Annotated in this window: 14 protein-coding genes and 1 CRISPR repeat array; of the genes, 8 read left to right on the forward strand and 6 right to left on the reverse strand. The window is 42.4% G+C overall.

Annotated features, from left to right (window positions below; genetic code table 11):
- Window positions 1–77 precede the first annotated feature (77 nt).
- Both hisC and AWB54_RS07600 read right to left on the reverse strand, forming a co-directional pair.
- Window positions 78–1,181, reverse strand: a complete 1,104-nt coding sequence (hisC, locus tag AWB54_RS07595; RefSeq protein ID WP_061214009.1) for a histidinol-phosphate transaminase — start codon at window positions 1,179–1,181, stop codon at window positions 78–80.
- The gene (locus AWB54_RS07600; RefSeq protein ID WP_061214010.1) at window positions 1,178–2,491 is read right to left on the reverse strand and encodes a hypothetical protein; all 1,314 of its coding nucleotides are present in this window, start codon (window positions 2,489–2,491) and stop codon (window positions 1,178–1,180) included. Before AWB54_RS07600 ends, hisC begins: the two co-directional genes overlap by 4 nt.
- 650 nt (window positions 2,492–3,141) lie before the next feature.
- On the opposite strand from AWB54_RS07600, the gene AWB54_RS07605 reads away from it, so the two are divergent.
- The 8 genes from AWB54_RS07605 to cas2 all read left to right on the forward strand — a co-directional run bounded on the left by AWB54_RS07605 (window position 3,142) and on the right by cas2 (window position 11,695).
- The gene (locus AWB54_RS07605; RefSeq protein WP_061214011.1) at window positions 3,142–3,834 is read left to right on the forward strand and encodes a CRISPR-associated endoribonuclease Cas6; all 693 of its coding nucleotides are present in this window, start codon (window positions 3,142–3,144) and stop codon (window positions 3,832–3,834) included.
- A 4-nt stretch (window positions 3,835–3,838) separates the two neighbouring features.
- Window positions 3,839–5,602 (forward strand): hypothetical protein, encoded by a 1,764-nt coding sequence (locus AWB54_RS07610; RefSeq protein WP_061214012.1) that lies wholly within the window; start codon window positions 3,839–3,841, stop codon window positions 5,600–5,602.
- Complete coding sequence (locus AWB54_RS07615; protein ID WP_082736082.1) at window positions 5,586–6,560, forward strand: type I CRISPR-associated protein Cas7; 975 nt, start codon at window positions 5,586–5,588, stop codon at window positions 6,558–6,560. Before AWB54_RS07610 ends, AWB54_RS07615 begins: the two co-directional genes overlap by 17 nt.
- A 12-nt stretch (window positions 6,561–6,572) precedes the next feature.
- The gene (cas5b, locus tag AWB54_RS07620; protein WP_061214014.1) at window positions 6,573–7,313 is read left to right on the forward strand and encodes a type I-B CRISPR-associated protein Cas5b; all 741 of its coding nucleotides are present in this window, start codon (window positions 6,573–6,575) and stop codon (window positions 7,311–7,313) included.
- Window positions 7,314–7,373: 60 nt separating this feature from the next.
- Window positions 7,374–9,758 (forward strand): CRISPR-associated helicase/endonuclease Cas3, encoded by a 2,385-nt coding sequence (locus tag AWB54_RS07625; RefSeq protein ID WP_061214015.1) that lies wholly within the window; start codon window positions 7,374–7,376, stop codon window positions 9,756–9,758.
- Complete coding sequence (locus AWB54_RS07630; RefSeq protein ID WP_061214016.1) at window positions 9,758–10,246, forward strand: CRISPR-associated protein Cas4; 489 nt, start codon at window positions 9,758–9,760, stop codon at window positions 10,244–10,246. The genes AWB54_RS07625 and AWB54_RS07630 overlap by 1 nt, the downstream gene beginning before the upstream one ends.
- A 163-nt stretch (window positions 10,247–10,409) precedes the next feature.
- Window positions 10,410–11,411: a type I-B CRISPR-associated endonuclease Cas1b gene (gene cas1b / locus AWB54_RS07635; RefSeq protein WP_061214017.1), complete on the forward strand. Its 1,002-nt coding sequence runs from the start codon at window positions 10,410–10,412 to the stop codon at window positions 11,409–11,411.
- On the forward strand, window positions 11,408–11,695 hold the full coding sequence (gene cas2 / locus AWB54_RS07640; protein WP_061214018.1) for a CRISPR-associated endonuclease Cas2: 288 nt from the start codon (window positions 11,408–11,410) through the stop codon (window positions 11,693–11,695). Before cas1b ends, cas2 begins: the two co-directional genes overlap by 4 nt.
- 178 nt (window positions 11,696–11,873) lie before the next feature.
- Window positions 11,874–16,055: direct repeats of the CRISPR family, unit length 30 nt; unit sequence GCGGAACCGGCACATTTGATGTATTGAAAT.
- Between the two features lie 613 nt (window positions 16,056–16,668).
- On the opposite strand, the gene AWB54_RS07645 is transcribed toward cas2, so the two are convergent.
- The 4 genes from AWB54_RS07645 to AWB54_RS07660 form a co-directional block, all read right to left on the reverse strand.
- The gene (locus AWB54_RS07645) at window positions 16,669–17,985 is read right to left on the reverse strand and encodes a CCA tRNA nucleotidyltransferase (RefSeq protein ID WP_061214019.1); all 1,317 of its coding nucleotides are present in this window, start codon (window positions 17,983–17,985) and stop codon (window positions 16,669–16,671) included.
- Window positions 17,986–18,163: 178 nt separating this feature from the next.
- Window positions 18,164–18,505, reverse strand: coding sequence for a type II toxin-antitoxin system PemK/MazF family toxin (locus tag AWB54_RS07650; RefSeq protein ID WP_061214020.1), 342 nt, complete (start codon window positions 18,503–18,505; stop codon window positions 18,164–18,166).
- Window positions 18,505–18,744, reverse strand: coding sequence for an AbrB/MazE/SpoVT family DNA-binding domain-containing protein (locus tag AWB54_RS07655; RefSeq protein ID WP_061214021.1), 240 nt, complete (start codon window positions 18,742–18,744; stop codon window positions 18,505–18,507). The genes AWB54_RS07650 and AWB54_RS07655 overlap by 1 nt, the downstream gene beginning before the upstream one ends.
- Before the next feature lie 115 nt (window positions 18,745–18,859).
- Entirely contained in the window at window positions 18,860–20,392 is a 1,533-nt protein-coding gene (locus AWB54_RS07660; protein ID WP_061214022.1) for an S-layer homology domain-containing protein, read from the reverse strand.
- Window positions 20,393–20,492: the final 100 nt, after the last annotated feature.

Raw genomic sequence — 20,492 nt, forward strand, 5'->3', positions numbered from 1 at the left:
TGACAGCAGGCGCTGCCATTTCCGACTAATAGAAGTAGTTATACTACCCCAGCGGTTCATTTCGGCAAAGACCCGCATCAGAGTATAGCCTCCAAAGCCTGGATAAGTGCCTCCATGGCTTCGTGCTGGGCAATGGTGATGCGAATATAATTGGGATAACGGAATCCGGTCATGCTGCGAACCATCACGCCGCAGGCCATGAGTTGGCGGTAGGCCAGAGTGTCGCTAATCGGAAGCTTTATCATCACAAAATTCCCCTCGTGCATGACCAGGGGAAGTCCCAAGCGGGTTAACTCCCGGTACAAATAGGCTTTTTCCTTTTTGACCAGGGTATTGGTCCTCTGGATATGCTCCGGATCATCCAGGGCCAGGAGAGCAGTCTCCTGAGCCAGTGTATTAACTGAATAGACCACGCAGGCCCGGCGCATGATATTTACCACCTCCAGGCTGCCCGCCAAATATCCAATGCGCAGCCCGGCCAGTCCATACATCTTGGAAAAGGTGCGAAAGACCACCAGGTTGGGATAACGTTCGATAAGCGCAATACCGTCCGGAAAATCTTCTTTTTCCACGAACTCACAATAGGCCTCATCGACTACCACGATTTGTTTTCCATCTATCCGGTCCAGGAAACGGCAAAGCTTCTCCTGGTTCCAATAGGTTCCGGTAGGATTGTTCGGGTTGCAGATAAAAAGGATTTTGGTACGGGCATCTATCTGGGCCAGCATCTCCTCATCGTCAAAGCAAAAATCCTTTAAGGGAACCAGGCGGGCTTCATATCCCGAAAAAATAGCTACCCATTCATAAACGGCAAAGGTTTTATCAGCCGTAATTATATTGTCTCCCGCTTCACAGAAGGCTTTTATGGCAAAGGTAATCACTTCATTGGCACCATTTCCCACCAGGATTTGATCGGGGTGCAGCTTATATTTTTCGGCCAGTTTATCGCGCAGGTAATAGGAATCGCCACTGGGGTAAATAGCCGCTCGATGGGTTTCAAAACGATGTAAGATTTCCTGCGCAGCCGGGGGCGGCCCCAGTGGATTCTCATTGTTGTTCAAGCGATAGAGCTGCTTGCAGCCAAAAAGCTTTTTCAATTCCGGGTCTGGTTTGCTGGGAATATAAGCTTCAAATCCCTTGATATAGGAAGGAACCAATCTGTCCAGCTTAGGTACATTCATAAAGCATCACCGGCTTCGAACTGGAATATTAATAAATCCCCGTCTCCCGCATAAGGAAGCAAGAGGCACGGTTTAAAACCGCTGGAGAGCAAATAAGGGGTCAAACTTGGCTGCCAGGCTTTACCCAGATCCATTTCCAAGAAAATGTTGAAGAGTTTTTCCTTCTGCAGGCTGTTAATATGTTGGGTGAGGTTATGCTCTGCATCCTCTCCGAATACAAGTGGACGAATGGTAACCTGTTCCCGGCCCCGGTCAAATTCTGTAGTAAACACCGACTCCTGGTTCAGTTCTTCCCCCTGGCTCAACACCAAACGGATTTCTCTGGGCAAGAAGAGGCCTTGGTAAAACTCTTGCAGAAAACCTTCAATGTCGGGATGGGCCCAGACCCGGCTGCCGCTATCTTCATTTATCTGGCGATAATAAGCATCTTTCCGGGAGGTCATTTCTCCAACTTTATAAACACTGGTAGAGCCCAGCTTTTCGAAATAAGACGCCAACAGGGCATTCTCGGCATAACGGCTGATAATACCAGGCACATTGGACCTGCCGATGTGCACCAGGCATTCATCCATCAGGGCCAGTGCGGTGGCTTCATTATCATTAAAAACATAGGGTCCAAAACACTCCACCGTCCGATCCTGGCTTCCGGTCCAGCAGATCCCGCCAACCACATGGTCTTTTTCGTCAAAAGCCAGTAGTATACTATATTCATCACCGGCCAGCATATCAATCACTTTCCCGGGGTAGTTGAAAAAAGAAGGATATTGAGATTCAGCTATTCTCTGCAGCAGGTTCTGGCAGAATTCCTTGATTTCTTCAGGCTCAGCCGGCCTTATTATCGTTTGCAGCGCAGGTGAGAGGTCTGCCAGGGGTTGTAATATCACTTCGGGATAGGTTTTTTCTTTGACCATACTCAAACATAGCTTGTCCGGGTATATTCTGGAGAAATACAGCTTCTCCACGGAGCGGGAGGCAATCAATAAGCCCATTTCCTCCATTAATGGCTCGTTATCCACACTCACTTTTGTTGTAAGATTGAAGGCCCTGAGGTTCAGGCTCCGCAGGGGAAAGATGAAATCCACCTGCAGGCAATAGGTAAAATAGCGGCATTGCAAAAGCATAATCTCACCCGGCAAGGATGTATCGCTCAGGTAGGTGAAGATTTCTTCCACTGCCAGCACCAGCTTGAATATATCCGCTTTATCCATGCCGCAAACTCGGGCATAGTTTTCTACCGCCCCCAGTATAACCGGAGCCATTTGACTGTGCATAGGGAGATTTATTGATATATCCTGTGTTTTCCTTTCCATATTTACGCATTCCACCCCACTTATGTCTTGCTCATTGATTGGTCATTGGTTGCTCATTTCTTGCCTGGCTCTCTATCGGCAGAAGGCCCTGAAAGCGATGGTATCCTCTCCCATAGAATATTCCTGTAACCTTCGCTATTATTCGCCAGAAATCCTTTTTGGAAGGAAGTTAATACAATAAAAACTTTAACCAGGCGCGCAACTACAAAAAAGCAAGTAATACTAAGCCATAAAAAAGCTATTGCTGATGTAGGATTTTAATATTTAAGAAAGGATATTATAGGATAATATAGAAGAATTATATAATAAATAATGAAATTAGCTAAATTTTACGAATAAAAAAATCCCGCACTCTATTTTAAGAGGAGGGATTTTAAATATTGACCGCAACAAGTTAGATGTGAAGGTTTATAAAATTGAAGAAAACATCCAATGTGACGGTTACAAATTGATTACCAGCACTGTCTAATAATCATATTTCAATACATTACTGTTGCGGCTTTCTAAGATGTATTCAACTATTATCGTATATTACTCCAAGTATTAATCGAAATCAAATCCATTTTTTGCTTGACAACGATTTTATTAGAGTTACAATTTATATAGAGTTGGATACTGACTAATAATCATTGAAAAGGAGGTGATAAATTATGAACCTTTGTTTTCACGAGCTTTTATTCACCATTCAATTTAACCAGGATATACCTGTGCGCCAGGTGCAATCCAGCTTGGCTGCGCTTATTGCCAATGGAATGACTTTCAGTGAACCACTAAAAGAATTGCATCAACAGAACATTTTCAAACCGTATGTTTTCTCGATGCCCTATCCTTTGGAACCTAATCGCATTTACCGCCGTGGTAGGATGTACTGCTTTAACCTGCGTACTCTAAAACTGGATTTTGCTCTGGCAATGAAAAATTATCTGCCCCAGGCTCAGGGTAATGCACGGGTAGTAGCAACCGAGCTTAGAACATATAGCCAACCCCAAATTAGTCAATTAATAAGCCTTACCCCCATTATAGTCACCGTGGATAATCTTTGCTGGATGCCGGAAAACGGCATTGGTTTGTTAGCCAGCCGACTACATAACAATGCGGCGAAAAAATATAAAGCTATAAATTCCGAATTTGCTGAACCAGAAGAAATGTTTTTTGAATTATTAGAAATTCTAAATCGGAAGCCCATTGGTGTGAACTATAAAGGGACTACCCTGCTGGGGCACAAGGTACAGCTAAAGGTAAAGCCTCAGCCATGGGCCCAGCAATTGGCGGTAACGGTATTAGCTCAGGGTTTAGCGGAAAAAAATTCCATAGGTTTTGGCTACTGTATAGCGAGGAGGTGAAGCATTGTTAAAGGATTTGCTAAACGAGTTTGTTAATCATCCTGATTTTGATGTAGATACGATGGTTCTGGATAATTATCAGCTAAAACCTGGCCTCTATATCCGTTTCAATAATGATAATACAATGAACGAAATCTATGTATCAAAAAAAACAGATTTTGCCGAAAACGATCCTTTAGCGGAATGGTTTAAAAAAGCTGATTTTTACAGCAGCCTGATTGAGATGAATAAACCCGTAGACCCCAAGAAGAAAATTCACAGCAATAATCTATTTACTCTTTTTTGCAAGCGTGATGTTTTTTATCAGGAAGGCAAGGTGCACCCTGAACTGCAGGAGCATATTGACCGTTACTTCAGTGCGCTATTGAACCCCAGGAATAGAGAAACTGCGGAGATCTTAGCTGCGGCATATTATGAGTCCCTTCCGGAAGAAAGCGTTAATTACAGCAAAGCACGATTTAACTCTGTATTGGATATGGTTGCAGAGTATATAAAAAAAGAGGGAATAAGGGACAATTGTTATATTAAGATTTTCCTGAATGCTGAGGAAGAGGCCTATGTTTATGAAAGCGGGCGTTATTTGCTTCCTAAGATATTTAACAATAACAGTTGCAATGTAAATGTCGGAGGCCGGATATTGGGACTTTCTAATACCGACATGGGAATGAACGCCAAGAAACCTTTTTTAGAACACAAGACTACTGCCTTCAAGGTGCCGTATCGTATTAGCGCTGAGGAAGCATTACTGCTGCGCAAGTTATATCTCTGGTTGTTTGGGCAGGGGAGAGGAGGCAGGCCCCTATACAATGGCTACATTCCTGTTTGGGAACATGCTCCTCAGCTACTGCTCGTGGCGAATGAGGTGGATGTGCGCAAACCGGTGATATATCTGCATTTTGAACGAGGCATCAATCTTACTATAGACGATTGCGAATTCCTGCCGAGTTTTAGCGATAAAATGAGCAAAGCGATTGCTTTCACCAACTACTTCGACAATTGTTTGAATAAATCCAATTATAAGGGTGGAATATTGGACAAGTTGAGTGCGGTGGAGGCGCATATAAATGAAAACCTCTATGCTTTTCAGCTGCTTCGTAATTATGATGTTGAAAATATTAAGGTTACAGATAAATTATCACAAGCTTTGGCCAATCAAATAATGTTGTCAAGGGAGGCTATGCGAGCCTGGCTTCGCAAGGGTTATTCCTTGCCTATGCAAAGCGGCGTTGACAAAATAACCATGGGAGTAATCCTGGCGCGGCTGCAAAAATTGGAGTTTATTCCGGCTTTAGCCTATGCCCTAAATGTAAGATTTTCATTGATGAAATATTTTCGTGAGGAGGAAAAGGATATGGGTTTAACTATCCAAACAGCTTACCTTAATTTAAGGGAAAAGGTTTTGAATACTAAGGATACGGCCAACTGTGAAAATGACCTGGAATTCTATCTGGCGACAGGACAACTCCTGCGCTATTTTTTCAGCTTAAGCCAGGCGCAAACTCTGCATTATGATGTGTTATGGCGGGGCATAACCGCTGCCAGGGATGCAGGAGATATTAAAACAGAATGCCGGAAATATTTTCAGCGTTATGCTCACGATATTAATATTAATAACCCTCGCTTCAATAATATGCTCAGTATAGTTTCTTCGTATTTACCGGAAAAAGAAGAACCCATTAACCTGGATGCATTGTTTTACGGTTTTGCCGCCGACAACATTATTTATTATAAAGACAAGGAGGATGACAAAAATGATAAAGAACAATAGGGTATATGGAATTATCGGGGTAGGAGCTTACATGGCTAATTTTAATGCTGATTTGTCCGGTTATCCCAAGACGACCACCAATAATGATATCTTTGGCAGTGATAAAGCATTGAAATACCCCATGAAGCGCATGTGGTTTATTGAAGGTGATAAAGTCTTTTATATCAAAAGTATGACAATTTCTAAGAGTAAAAAAGATAAGGAGATGGAAATTCTTCAGCCAAAAGATTTGATTGAAAGATATGAAGATTTATTTGGAAAGATATGGGATGCAAATCTTACTGTTAAAGATGTTGCTAAAGATTTGTTTTCAACTGTAGATATTATGAATTTTGGCGCAACATTTACAGGTAGCGAATCTGAGAGTAAAACAGCTAAGAAAAAAATTGGCCATAATATCAGCATTACAGGTGCAGTACAGATAAATCAGGGATTTAACCTTTACGAAAAAACAAATGTATTGGCTCAGGACATACTTTCGCCTTTTCGCAATCCCAATGATAAAAGCGAAGACAAAACGGCTACATCCATCGGCACCAAAATCGTGACCGATGAGGCGCACTATGTCTATTCCTTTTCAGTAAACCCTGCAAACTACGCAGATTATGTTGGACTGATCGATGGGTTCGAGGGTTATACAATTGAGGCCTATGAAAAATTCAAGCGGGCGGCCAGGGTTGCCACCACGGCTTTTAACACCAATTCTAAAAGCGGCTGCGAGAATGAGTTGGTGCTTTTTATTGAACTGAAAGAAGACAGCAAGTTATTCCTGGCTAATTTGGACAGGTATGTCGAAGTGCGGAAAAAAGAAAAACAAACTTTATACGACCTGAGTAAACTGGCGGAGATAATTGCTCCACAGCAGGAAGAAATTCAATCTATTGAACTTTTCCATAATCCGATTAGCGTGGAGGTAAACTATGGCTCTCTTCCTTGTGCGGTCAATTCAATATTTTAAGGGGTGTAGCTGATGAAAAGCTTGCGTTTTACCTTATCAGGGCCATTAGCTTGCTTTCGGCAACCGGATGTAAATGCCAAAGTCTATTTTACTTACAACAATATCCACAAGGTAGCTTTGCTGGGCTTGTTGGGTGCAGTAATAGGCTTGAGCGGCTACCGCAATGCCGAGCTTTATGGTCAGGGTGAAAAATTATATCCCTCGTTTTACGAGGTGCTTTCGCCTCTACTGGTATCGGTTGTCCCCAATGCTAAGAATGGATACTTCAGTAAGAAGATTCAATATTTTAATAATAGTGTGGGTTATGCCTCCAAAGAAGAAGGTGGTAATCTGCAGGTGCGGGAGCAGTGGCTGGAGAATCCCAACTGGACTATCTTTCTCGCTCAGCATGAACTGGATGCTTCGATGTGGGATAAACTATGCGACTATATGTTGCAGGGACAATGTGTCTATATCCCCTATCTGGGACGCAATGATTTTCCGGCTCAGATAAGTGATGTTCATATGGTTGAACTGTCTGCTTCAAGATCCGGACGCATTGATTCATTATTTTTATATGGCGGTGATCTTAACACCCTGGATGGAGGCGATCCTTCGCAGTATTTATTTGTTGAAACAGCACCCACCGGTCTGGTTCCCAAGCACAACTTTTACGAATTTGGGAGGTATATTTTTACCAATTGTACACTTCCGGAGGATGAATTGCCCCCTTATTTATATAGCGATGGTGTCCGGCAATATAGTTTTTATTAAACTGGATCACAGAAGGTTAAAAATGGTTTTTTGCTTGGCTTATGGAGAGGGGGCCATAAAATGCAAAAAGTGAGCCTGGTTAGTCCGTATCAACTGCAAGATACTCGTTATCTCGCTCATACCAGGACAATAAACGGATACAAGCAAACCGAAACTTTGTTGGCTCATTCTCAGCTGACTCTTCATTATTTTAAAATATATGGCTCTATAAAAGATATAGATAAAATCATAAAAAGACTAATTGATGCCTGTGGTTTTCAGGGTGAGGAAGCAGACAAAGTTTATCTGGCATTCGTATATGCCATATATCTGCATGATTATGGGAAAATAAATCCTCGCTATCAATACGATGTGCTGAAGAACAAGGTTTTTTATGCTATACGGGGACAGGCCATCAATTCCAACCATGCCCTGGCCTCAGCCTATTTATATTTGGATCATATGTATAGATTGTGGCCGGAAAAACCTACTCCCGTCCTGGCAAAATGCCTGGCAAACTTTGCGTATTGCATAAGCAAACATCATGGCAACCTGGGTAATGGACATGATTTTTCCGATTTGGAACACTTCGCTGAAAAATATTACATCAGTGAAATTGACCATAGTATTTTTGAATATACGCAATACTACATGCAGCAGCAGAAATTAATCAAACAGCCTATAGCGTTCTATATTCTATGCCGCTTCTTATATACACTTATTGTTGGTTGTGATTATTGCGCTACACAGGAATTTATGACAGGCTGTGCCATGCATCCGGCTATCATTGGGGAGGGCGGCAGGGAATTGGCGCAGAGCTACAACGAAAGTGCGATCTGTCAGAGCATCCGGCAATATCAACATAATCCGACTGATTTCGACGGTGATCCAATCAATAAATTGCGCAATGAATTATTTTTAGAGGCGGAGCGGAATCTTATCGCCAATCCCGATGCTCATATTTATTATTTGGAGGCTCCTACGGGTGCGGGCAAAACTAACATGGCCATTAATCTTGCTTTGCGTGTCTTGCAAACAAATAGTAATATAAGCAATATTTTCTATGTATTTCCCTTCAATACCCTGGTGGAGCAAACTAAAACAACACTACTTCCGTTATTTGGCGATAAGTTGGCGATTATCAATTCCATTACCCCGGTGGTGGTGGGTGGTGATGACAGGGCAGAAGATTACAATGTTGCCTGGTTGGATCATCTTTTCAACAATTACCCTATTGTACTGACTTCGCATGTAAACTTTTTCAATGCCCTTTTTAGTTGCGGACGCAATCAAGGTTTTCCATTACTCAAGCTTTGCAATAGTGTAATCGTAATTGACGAAATTCAGAGTTATAAAAATGCTATCTGGCGAGAAATTATCAGCTTTTTACAAAAATATGCCAAACTGCTTAACATGAAAATTATAATCATGTCAGCTACATTGCCTCAACTGGATAAACTGCTTAAGACCGCAGATGCTAAATTTGCTACATTAATTGAGAAACCTGAAAAATATTATCACCATCCTCTTTTTAGGGATAGAGTGCGATTAGATTTTTCTTTATTGGCGGAAGAAAAAATCACTTTGGATAGACTCAAGAAAGAAGTATTACGCTTCAAGGATAAACGAGTGCTGGTGGAATTTATTAAGAAAAAAACTGCCCGGATATTTTATATGATGTGCAAAGACGAATGCAATGCTGTCCTGCTAACCGGGGATGACAACGCTATTCGAAGAGAACAGATTATTAAACGCATTCGCAATGGTGAACAATTGGTTCTCATTGCCACTCAGGTTATTGAAGCGGGGATTGATATCGATATGGAAATCGGTTTTAAAGATATTTCTCTTCTTGATGCAGAAGAACAGTTCCTGGGCCGGGTCAATCGCTCCTGTCTCAATCAGGAAGGAGCTTTGGTATACTTTTTTGACTATGATGATGCTAGTTTAATCTACAGGGGAGATGCCAGATTATACCATTCCATCCGGGACGCGGCAATACAGCAGCTCCTTAATGAAAAATGTTTCTCTGAGTTTTATGCAACTGTATTTAAGGATTTAATTGCCAGAACAAGCAGATCCAACGAAAAGAACATTGCCAATCTGGATAAGCATTGTGCCCAGTTTAATTGTAAAGAAATTGAGGCCCATATGCGCCTGATCGAGCCGAATCTGCAGCTTTTTGTGCCTTATGTTTGGGGTGATCTTGACGGCTATCAAGTCTGGGAAGAGTTCAAGGCATTGGGCAGCAACAAAGCGCTGTCTTACGCCCAGCTTATGGTGGAGTACTCCAGGATGGCTCTAAAAATGTCTTATTTCACATACCAGGTTTTCCGCAACAATATTCCAACCGGAGCCGAGGAATATGGCGGTTATTTTTTTATTGATGGCGGAGAGCGTTTTATTGAGGAGGGAGTGCTGAATAGAGAGGAACTGGAGAAATACTATGGGGGGATATTCTTGTGATGCTAACCGGAACATTGGTCAATTATTATACACATTGCCGGCGACAATGCTGGCTATTTTATCACCATATAAATATGGAGGACAATTCCGAGGATGTACGAATCGGACGGGTGTTGCATGAACTAAAAAAGCAGGATAAAAAGGAAATTGCCCTGGAAGGTATTAAATTAGACAAGCTTACGGCGGAATATGTTACAGAAATTAAAAAGTCTGATGCCGATATTCCGGCTGCCATGGCACAATTGGAGTATTATCTGATTGTGCTGCGCGATAAGGGAATTATGCGAAAGGGTCGCTTGGAATGTATTGAGAAGAACAAGCAAAACAAAAGTATTCATACTTTGACCCTTACGGAGGAGAGGATTGGGGAGTTGAAAAAAGAATACCGCGGTATTGAAGAATTCTTGAATTCCGATGTCCCACCACCCCCTCCAAAGATAAAGCCAATGTGCAAAAAGTGTGCCTATTTTGAATACTGCTTTATATAGAAGTTGCCCGACTGACCAGTAGGGTGAGATTACCTGTATACTATCCAGCGGTTTCCAACCCATGTGATGTGGAAACAGCTTCCCATAGTAATATTGTTTCTGTTATCCAACTGGAATTGCTTCGATTATGGCGCTATTACTATCATTTGAAGGGAGTGGTGGAATGAATAGCGATACCAGGTATATTTTTTCTACAGGTGAACTGTTCCAGAAGGACTTTTCTATTGTCTTCCGCAAGGAAGACGGGAATATCTATCTTCCGGTGAAGGATACCCGGGAGCTTTATTGTTTCAATGAAGTGACATTGAGCACAAAGCTAATGCAGCTATTAGCAAAGGCAGGTATTGTGGTACATTTTTTCGGTTATTATGAAAACTATATCGGCACATTTTATCCGAAAGAATACTTGTTGAGCGGGCGACTGACCGTTGCCCAAGCCTTGGCCTATGGAAACAACCGGCTGACTGTAGCCAAGCCTATTGTTTGTGGAATCGCAAAAAATATCCATTTTGTGTTATACCATTACTATCGACATGGAAAAAGTGATCTAAAAGAATTCCTTGATTGGTTGCACAAGTCTGTTCCCAAATTGGTGGATGATACCGGCGATATTAAACAGCTATTGCGGATAGAAGGAGCCATTTGGGCTGGATTTTATCAAACTTTTTGTGAAATTCTGCCCGAATCTTTTGCCATAAATAAGCGAGTGAAACGTCCTCCCGACAATCCTATCAACGCACTGATCTCTTTTGGCAATACTCTGCTCTATACGAAAACAATCACAGAAATCTACCGCACACATTTGGATCAAACCATATCTTTTTTACACGAACCTGCCGAGCGACGTTTCTCATTAAGTCTCGATCTTTCAGAAGTTTTCAAACCGATACTGGTTTATAGGACTATTTTTGATTGTGTAAACAACCGCAAAATTACTGTGGAAAAGCACTTTGACAAAAGCCTAAACTATGCCCTACTTAACGATGCCGGACGAAAGACATTCATAGAGGCTTTTGACGAACGTTTGAATCAAACCTTCGAACATAGTGCTTTAAAAAGGAGAATCAGCTTCAAGCAGGCAATACGCCTGGATGGTTATAAATTAATCAAGTACATTTTGGAGGGAAAGAAATTTATCCCATTTTGCATGGAGGATAAGAAATGAAAAATAAACTAAATTACAATTATGTCATCGTTTTCTATGATGTTGGCGAAAAACGGGTAGCCAAAGTTTTCAAGATTTGCAAACAATACCTGAAACATTTTCAAAAGTCTGTTTTCAGAGGTCATATCACACCTGCCAATTATTTGGAACTTAAGGGAAAGCTTTTAAAAGTGATTGACCTTGACTATGATTTTGTAACATTTATCCAAACGATAAGTGATTCCTCTTTTAATGAGGAGAGTATTGGAAATACGGGGATTAACCCGGAGTCGATTATTCTATGATTTTTTCCAACCCCGATTGCATATTAACAGGTCGTAAATGGCTAAAATACTGCGGCGAAGGTAGAGGTACTATTATTCTCTTAGGAATTAATTGCCGCTTGGAAAAAATGGAGGGAAAGTCTGATATAATGTTAATTAGCAGATTAGTTTAACTTCAAAAAAGTCTGATTTTATCCTGGCGGAACCGGCACATTTGATGTATTGAAATCCTGATATTGAAGTTCCAGTGGATGATGACGACGAGCGGAACCGGCACATTTGATGTATTGAAATATGAGAACGGCTATAAAGACGAACACTTTATAGCCTGCGGAACCGGCACATTTGATGTATTGAAATAGGATAGCTGGAAAGATATCGCGGGGTATGCCATCCGCGGAACCGGCACATTTGATGTATTGAAATAGGCGTTCTGGAATGTTGACGGCCAACCGTGGCTTGCGGAACCGGCACATTTGATGTATTGAAATGGAACAAGGCCCTTTTCGTGTGGGAGACTGGGGCGAGCGGAACCGGCACATTTGATGTATTGAAATTTGTTTGCCGTTTTTCAGCCACTTTGTCCACCACCTTGCGGAACCGGCACATTTGATGTATTGAAATTTCTTTCTATGTTTTGGTTGCGCGAAAGCTTATCAACGCGGAACCGGCACATTTGATGTATTGAAATATAAAATATTCTTGTTGCTCTTCTAAACTAAAAAGCGGAACCGGCACATTTGATGTATTGAAATATGTAGTTTATGACAAGGTTTTAGAAGTCTATACCAGCGGAACCGGCACATTTGATGTATTGAAATAATATCAACTTTCCTTTCAGAGTCAAACATCTTACCTGCGGAACCGGCACATTTGATGTATTGAAATTCACCACCAAAGAAATGTTTTATCCAGCTTGTAAATTGCGGAACCGGCACATTTGATGTATTGAAATAAAAGAAAGAACAGGAAGGATTAAACCAAGCAGAGATGCGGAACCGGCACATTTGATGTATTGAAATATTGTTATGCCTTGTAAGTTTATTAGTTTGTCGATGCGGAACCGGCACATTTGATGTATTGAAATCCAAAACAGGCACAGGATATTACTACCAAGTAAACAAGCGGAACCGGCACATTTGATGTATTGAAATAATGATGTATAATTTCTTTCAAGTGCCCCATAAACAGCGGAACCGGCACATTTGATGTATTGAAATAGTCAGTTAGTCAATAAGTTGTGGGTTAAGGGCGGTGCGGAACCGGCACATTTGATGTATTGAAATAGATTCAAAGGAACATAGAATGCGTTTGATTGATGAGCGGAACCGGCACATTTGATGTATTGAAATATTCTTGGCATCATGCAAACATGCATGCAAACAAAAGCGGAACCGGCACATTTGATGTATTGAAATTTGAAAACAGTAATATCTCCATATACAAATGGTTCTGCGGAACCGGCACATTTGATGTATTGAAATCATTTTTTAACTCCATTTATTACTCTGTAACTTGCGGAACCGGCACATTTGATGTATTGAAATAGGGATAGGCAAGCATGAACTGTTTACTTCAACACTGCGGAACCGGCACATTTGATGTATTGAAATGTATTCTTCTTCGTATGTTTCTTTGATTAATTCAAGCGGAACCGGCACATTTGATGTATTGAAATTGAAATAAAGGAAGGGAGATAAGGGTATAGAAATTAGCGGAACCGGCACATTTGATGTATTGAAATTACACAGAAACACCACTTATTAGGGCGGTGCTATAGCGGAACCGGCACATTTGATGTATTGAAATACGTTACCAAGTCCAACATCATCCTTCGTTACCAAGCGGAACCGGCACATTTGATGTATTGAAATAGGGTTGCTTTCATGGATGTAAAACTTGATGTAATGCGGAACCGGCACATTTGATGTATTGAAATCCAGTAAAGTAAAACCATCACGGGTCAAGAGGTATGCGGAACCGGCACATTTGATGTATTGAAATTCGGTCTTCGGCGGGACTATGACGGGCTCTATAAATGCGGAACCGGCACATTTGATGTATTGAAATACTGTCGCATAGTTTCGGACAAAACACAGGCTGCGGCGGAACCGGCACATTTGATGTATTGAAATAAGGCCAAATTATCCTCAATTGCTTCCGGGGTTACATGCGGAACCGGCACATTTGATGTATTGAAATAAATCAGTTGAGAGGCCAACTTCTCCTGAAGCTTCTGCGGAACCGGCACATTTGATGTATTGAAATAGCCTCATATTGGGGCAATACCATTACAAGATTTGGCGGAACCGGCACATTTGATGTATTGAAATTACAAGTCAATTTCATAATATGATGGAGCTTTTCCGCGGAACCGGCACATTTGATGTATTGAAATATCAGTTCCCGCTTAATCTCAATGCCAAGTTTCCATGCGGAACCGGCACATTTGATGTATTGAAATAAGGCCCAATTAACGGACCTCGTAATGAGGTTTAAGCGGAACCGGCACATTTGATGTATTGAAATTGCTTTGCTGCAAGTAAGGTTATTTATCGCTGTATGGCGGAACCGGCACATTTGATGTATTGAAATCTGGGATAATCTATCGGATCTAAAATTTTGATTATCGCGGAACCGGCACATTTGATGTATTGAAATCTGATTTTTTCACGTCTTATCTGTTCGTTTTCCTTTTGCGGAACCGGCACATTTGATGTATTGAAATCTCGTCCTCCGGCAACTGTTCGAGTCTGCCTATATATCGCGGAACCGGCACATTTGATGTATTGAAATGTCTTACGTATGCTTGTGCCATGATTTTTCCTCCTAGCGGAACCGGCACATTTGATGTATTGAAATCGATATCCTCTCCTTCTAACCCTCAACAGGTTCGTAGCGGAACCGGCACATTTGATGTATTGAAATCAATAAAGCACCCCCGTTTAAGGCTTATTTTTTCCCCGCGGAACCGGCACATTTGATGTATTGAAATAGCTCCTTCAAAACAAGAAACAACCATTTTCCCGCATGCGGAACCGGCACATTTGATGTATTGAAATTGTAGGTGGTGCCCAGACGGTCGAGAGAGAAACGAGCGGAACCGGCACATTTGATGTATTGAAATAGTATGCCCCCCTCGCGCACCGAAGAATACCACCGGGCGGAACCGGCACATTTGATGTATTGAAATTAACAGCAGATGAGGACATTCAGGAACCGGGAGAGAGGCGGAACCGGCACATTTGATGTATTGAAATTCCTCATTCCCAGCGCCTCCACACCCTATGTAATCGCGGAACCGGCACATTTGATGTATTGAAATCCGTTTTTGGCAAATCCCGGTCAGTTTGCGTATCCAGCGGAACCGGCACATTTGATGTATTGAAATTCGCTACACTCTTTGAGCCAAATTTTGAGTCTGTTAGCGGAACCGGCACATTTGATGTATTGAAATTGTGGTTTTCCCGTCACCCGGCGCTAGCAAGCCAGGGCGGAACCGGCACATTTGATGTATTGAAATTACCGCCGCCGGTAGTCCTCCCGGCACTTCGAGCAGGCGGAACCGGCACATTTGATGTATTGAAATTAGGCATTTCGGCCAGAGTGCAGCTGGTACCGAAAGCGGAACCGGCACATTTGATGTATTGAAATAATTCCTCTACGGACGATAGCTGCCTTGCAGGCAAAGCGGAACCGGCACATTTGATGTATTGAAATTACCGCCGATGCTGGTCCTCCCGGCACTTCGAGCAATGCGGAACCGGCACATTTGATGTATTGAAATAATACACTGCATTTTAATCCCCCCGCTTTACATTTTTGCGGAACCGGCACATTTGATGTATTGAAATTGATATACTGTCCATGACGGCTCTAACGGGGCCGTGCGGAACCGGCACATTTGATGTATTGAAATTAGGCATTTCGGCCAGAGTGCAGCTGGTACCGAAAAGCGGAACCGGCACATTTGATGTATTGAAATAAAATCAAATTTGAAATTTGAAAGGGGTTTTTAGAAGCGGAACCGGCACATTTGATGTATTGAAATATTAGGTAGCAATAGGTTTAATAGTATAGCACAAGCGGAACCGGCACATTTGATGTATTGAAATTTCGATACGGATTGTCGAAAGTTTCTTTGCTATATAGCGGAACCGGCACATTTGATGTATTGAAATAGCCGATGCGCTTTGCTTCCCGGTCGAGCAGCAGCCGCGGAACCGGCACATTTGATGTATTGAAATTCAGGTCAACCTGGCGGATAAACTCCAGGGCTACCGGGCGGAACCGGCACATTTGATGTATTGAAATTGGATATTGAATTGAAACATTATCCTCTGAGAGATTTGCGGAACCGGCACATTTGATGTATTGAAGAAACTGGTTAGGTTGATGGTTAGAAGGGTTGTTCTTGAGCTTTTAGTTGGCTTTTTGATGGAGAACAGGGCGACGAGTTCTAATCCCTCGCCTTGTTGCAGCGGTGTGTTGATACTGCTCCGCAGATTCTTCCGATGCTTAAAAGACCTGTTGGCAGGTCATAAAAGCTAGCTTTGCATTTGCAGGATAAGCGATTACGAAAAAAATACAAATTTGGCAGCCGACCTAGCTAAATGAATCTATCCAGCGGAATATCCTCAACATTTCTTCGGCCGTCAATCACAGCTAACACCTATACTTTATTATCGTCCTATAAATGATTCGCCATGGATGGTAAATTAACACCCTATAGATTAAAATACCGTAATAACTCAACTCCGGAACAAGTCTTCCCTATAGGGGTATTAACTGCAAATTATCAGCTTTTGTTTAATGGCTGAATAATTTTTCTGGCTTGACTTTCACTATCATCAGCAGTGTAGTGTAAGCAATTATTTTTATTAAGTCCTGCTGGGCAGTTTGAGTCCAGAATACTTGGTAAGCGCCTTTACTCATAATCCTATATTTTTAAAGTCATCATCCAGAGTTGAAAAAAATCATCCTGTGATAAGACCTTATTGCCGGTTCTTCAACAAGGCAATAAGGGTATCCCTTTGATTAAGAGAGGGGTTGTCGATCACCTGATCCAGCAGGTAATCCATAACTTCTCCTATCTCCTTTCCCGGGGGGTAACCCAGGGAAAGCAAATCATAGCCGCTTATGTCCAGGTCGTGAACCGTTAGGGGTTCCCGGCGGGATAAGACTTCAAAACATTTATTTCTTATTTTCGTGATTCTTTCGGGGTCTCTGCTGGATAGTGCGGAACCTTTAATATCCGCCAATTGCAGCTCAAACAGGCGGTCGATATTATCCGGTCCCACCCGCCTTATTAAGCGTTTTATGCTAAGCTCGCTAATATTCTCGTAATCATTCATATGTTCTTTGATAAGGGCGCTTACTGCTTTGATGGTCTTGCGGTCAAAGCTTAAGCGACCCAGTATTGTCCGGGCCATCTCGCCGCCGCCGCTGGCGTGACCGTAGCAATGTCCCTCCCCGTCTTCATCTATGGTCAGACAGTTGGGCTTGTCAATATCGTGCAAGAGTGCTGCCAGCCTTAAAGTCAGGTTAGGCTCAGTATTATCTAAAACCACCAGGCTATGTTCGAAAACATCTTTATCATGATAAGAGCTGCAGGTATCAAAACCTATGGCAGGCATAAGCTCGGGTATAAGTCTCTCCAGCAAGCCCAGTTCCAGAAGCCTGCGTATGCCCTGGGAAGGCAGCTCACTTAAGAGGATTTGGATAAACTCGTTGCGAACCCTTGCCGACCCACTGGCAGGAACACTGTCTTTTAAATCCTTCATAGCCTGTAGTAATTCCGCTTCAATTTTAAATCCCAACTGGGATTCAAATCTAACTGCCCGCAGAATTCTTGCGCTATCTTCCTGTATTTGTTTGTAGGGGTTTTGAGCACAGCGGATTAAGCGCTTTTCAATATCTCCTACTCCATTATAGGGATCCACTACTCCCGCCTGTTCATTATAGGCAATGGAATTCATAGTAAAATCCTTATGCAGCAGATCCTCATTGATATCATCGGCGAATCGCCTTTCTTCCCCGGTGCGGAAGGCATTTACCTGGTAGCTCTCCCCTTTAAAATGTATTGTAACTATCCCGTAATCCTCTACGGAAGGAATGGCAGTAAAACCTTCATTTTCATCGAAAACAACTATAGTATCATTAGGCAGGGCATTGGTAGTGATATCCCAGCTTATAGGTTCTTTACCCAGTAGGTAATCCCGGATGCAGGCACCGTAGATGTAAGCCTGATAACCATTGCTATGAAGCTTGTTTAGAATCGTTTGTACATTTTCGGGCATATTGATTTTCATCCTGCCACCTCCTGTTTTAATAGAAACTAGCACGTTTAAACACTTCTACAAAAAGTGCTTTATATCCTGCCCATTGTTATTAAACAGCTGCCCTGCTTATGATTCTCCTGACACACTAAAACTATTTAACCGACCTATTCTGAGCCAGATGATTATATCGAGTTTATTATCTTACAAGTTAATCAGAACATTCAATAGAAACCATAAGAATATCCGTTACCTCTTTGACTATATCTTGAGGCGCTTTTTCAATTAAGCTAGCTTTTCTAGCTAAAATATCGAGGGACTTGGCCTGCTCACACATAATAACACCTGTGGTTCTGGTTCTTTCGTCCAGGGGCACATGCAGGGGAAAACCTTTATTGGTATTGGTTATGGGGCAGACTATAGCCATTTTCGTGAACTGGTTGAAGATGTTGTTGCTGGCCACAAAAGCAGGCCTTCGGCCTCTTTGTTCATGTCCTGCCTGAGGATCGAATTGAAGAAGAATAATGTCACCTTGTTCAGGTATATATGCCATTACCACACCTCATTACCCGAAGGTTTACCAGTATTCCATTCATTGCACTCGTAATCTCCCTTGAATTCGGCTATTCGTTCCTTCAGGGTTTTACGCTTTTTGTCCGGAATAATTATCACATTGCCATCCCGGACCTTTATTTGTACCTTATCGTTTTCCTGGAGGTTGGCCTCTTCGAGGATGTCCTTGGGAAGTCTTACCGCCTGGCTATTTCCCCACTTTTGGATAGTGGTATACATACGAATCACCTCTTAATTCACAGTATATACCGCGTATCTACGCGGGTCAATAATGATAGATTATAGGTTTTCATTTTTTGTTTGGTTAATCATCAGGAAATAAAGCTTTTTGATTTTATTGTTTTACGGTTTGGGGCCCCTCCGGGGATAAATACTTGTAAAGCGCAAAAAATGCCTCCGCTCTGGTGGTATAGCCCTGCGGTTTAAAGCTTCCATCCGGATAAAGATTGAAGAATCCGATTTTGACTGCTGCGGCTACACCGGGTTCCGCCCAGGCAGAAATGCTCTTTTTGTCCGTACAGTTCAAAGCGAAGGTTGAAGATTCCAATTTGGCCAGGCGCGAGTAGACAGAGGCTGCCTGTTCTCTGGTAATTAGTTCATCGGGACCGAAAATGTTTTTATTATGGCCGCTGACCAGGCCGTGGGCGGCGACCGTAGCAATGCTGTCTTTGGCCCAGTGAGAGGCGGTATCGGAAAAAGTATTCCCCGCTTTAGGTTCAAGCTTTAAAGCTTGAACTAGCATAACTGCGAATTCTGCCCGGCTTATAGTCTTGTCCGGCTGGCAAGTGCCGTCCGGGTAGCCTTTAATTACTCCGGCATTAATAAGCTGCATAATGCTGTCTTTGGCCCAGTGGCCTGATAAATCAGAAGTGATGTTGCCATTCGGCTGAGGCGATGTACTGTTTGTTGAAGAAACATTATTTACCTTGACGGGAATAGTCAGATTGATAGATTGCTGCTTGGCTATGTTGCTGCTTAAAATCAGTATATAATCTCCAATCCTGGTGGGGTTCAGGCTAACCGTATTGCCGGATATGCTGGCACCCAAAATTTTAGAAGTACTATTGCCAACAGTAAAACTAAGTGATGGGTCGATTCCCAGCAGTTTAAATGTATTTGCATGGTTATCATTTATGATTACCGGTTTGGGCAGAGTGGTAAAGAACGCTGTGTATTGAATTTGATCGGTAGAAAGGTCTTCCGAGTATACACCGCCGCTTAAGTTCATATTTTCCGAACTGTTGATATTAACTGTGCCTGTATAAACACTAATCCCCGGCCCGGTGGCCGTGATATTGCCTCCGCTTATTGTAAATTGGCCGCGGCTAACCCCAACGCCAATGCTTTTAGGACCTTCTGCCTTAATAGTACCGCCGGTCATATTAACCGAACCGCTAAGCACAAGAGCGATACTCTCTTTGCCGGTTGCCCTGATTTCGCCGCCACTGATATTCAAATTCCCGCTGGAATAAATCCCGTTACCGAAGGCACCTGTCGCTTCAATAACCCCAGCAATAATGTTAGCGTTTCCTTCGCTGACATCAAGGGTCGGCAAACCTTCACCGTTGCCGGTTATGCTTAGTTTCCCGCTAAGAGTCAGGTTCCCGTTGCTGTCTACATAAATACAATTGACACCGGTGTTGATGGAGCAATCCACCCCGGTGAGAGTGACTGGCCTGTTGATGATCAGTCTTTTGGTCAAGGCAATGTTATTCATTATGGTGATGGTATCATCGTTACCTTCTGTAATGGCTTTCTGCAGTTGAGCCTCGTTGGATGCCTCTGCTGCCAGCAAGCTGCTGCCCCCAAGTAACAATAAAGCTAGCATTAGGGTGATTAATAGGATGATTCTTCTTCCCGTTTTCATTTTCCTTTCTACCCCCTATTTTTATACTTGGCAAATTTAAATTTAATTCAGCTTTTTTATCCGAAATCATCCCCTTGCGGCTAAAATCTTTGCGACCGGC

The organism is Syntrophomonas wolfei subsp. methylbutyratica, from assembly GCF_001570625.1.
Taxonomy (GTDB): Bacteria; Bacillota; Syntrophomonadia; order Syntrophomonadales; family Syntrophomonadaceae; genus Syntrophomonas; species Syntrophomonas methylbutyratica.

Coding starts and splice junctions, on each gene's coding strand:
- hisC (WP_061214009.1), bottom strand. CDS start 1,181: ATGAATGTACCTAAGCTGGACAGATTGGTTCCTTCCTATATCAAGGGA.
- AWB54_RS07600 (WP_061214010.1), bottom strand. CDS start 2,491: ATGGAAAGGAAAACACAGGATATATCAATAAATCTCCCTATGCACAGT.
- AWB54_RS07605 (WP_061214011.1), top strand. CDS start 3,142: ATGAACCTTTGTTTTCACGAGCTTTTATTCACCATTCAATTTAACCAG.
- AWB54_RS07615 (WP_082736082.1), top strand. CDS start 5,586: ATGATAAAGAACAATAGGGTATATGGAATTATCGGGGTAGGAGCTTAC.
- cas5b (WP_061214014.1), top strand. CDS start 6,573: ATGAAAAGCTTGCGTTTTACCTTATCAGGGCCATTAGCTTGCTTTCGG.
- AWB54_RS07625 (WP_061214015.1), top strand. CDS start 7,374: ATGCAAAAAGTGAGCCTGGTTAGTCCGTATCAACTGCAAGATACTCGT.
- AWB54_RS07630 (WP_061214016.1), top strand. CDS start 9,758: ATGCTAACCGGAACATTGGTCAATTATTATACACATTGCCGGCGACAA.
- cas1b (WP_061214017.1), top strand. CDS start 10,410: ATGAATAGCGATACCAGGTATATTTTTTCTACAGGTGAACTGTTCCAG.
- cas2 (WP_061214018.1), top strand. CDS start 11,408: ATGAAAAATAAACTAAATTACAATTATGTCATCGTTTTCTATGATGTT.
- AWB54_RS07645 (WP_061214019.1), bottom strand. CDS start 17,985: ATGAAAATCAATATGCCCGAAAATGTACAAACGATTCTAAACAAGCTT.
- AWB54_RS07650 (WP_061214020.1), bottom strand. CDS start 18,505: ATGGCATATATACCTGAACAAGGTGACATTATTCTTCTTCAATTCGAT.
- AWB54_RS07655 (WP_061214021.1), bottom strand. CDS start 18,744: ATGTATACCACTATCCAAAAGTGGGGAAATAGCCAGGCGGTAAGACTT.
- AWB54_RS07660 (WP_061214022.1), bottom strand. CDS start 20,392: ATGAAAACGGGAAGAAGAATCATCCTATTAATCACCCTAATGCTAGCT.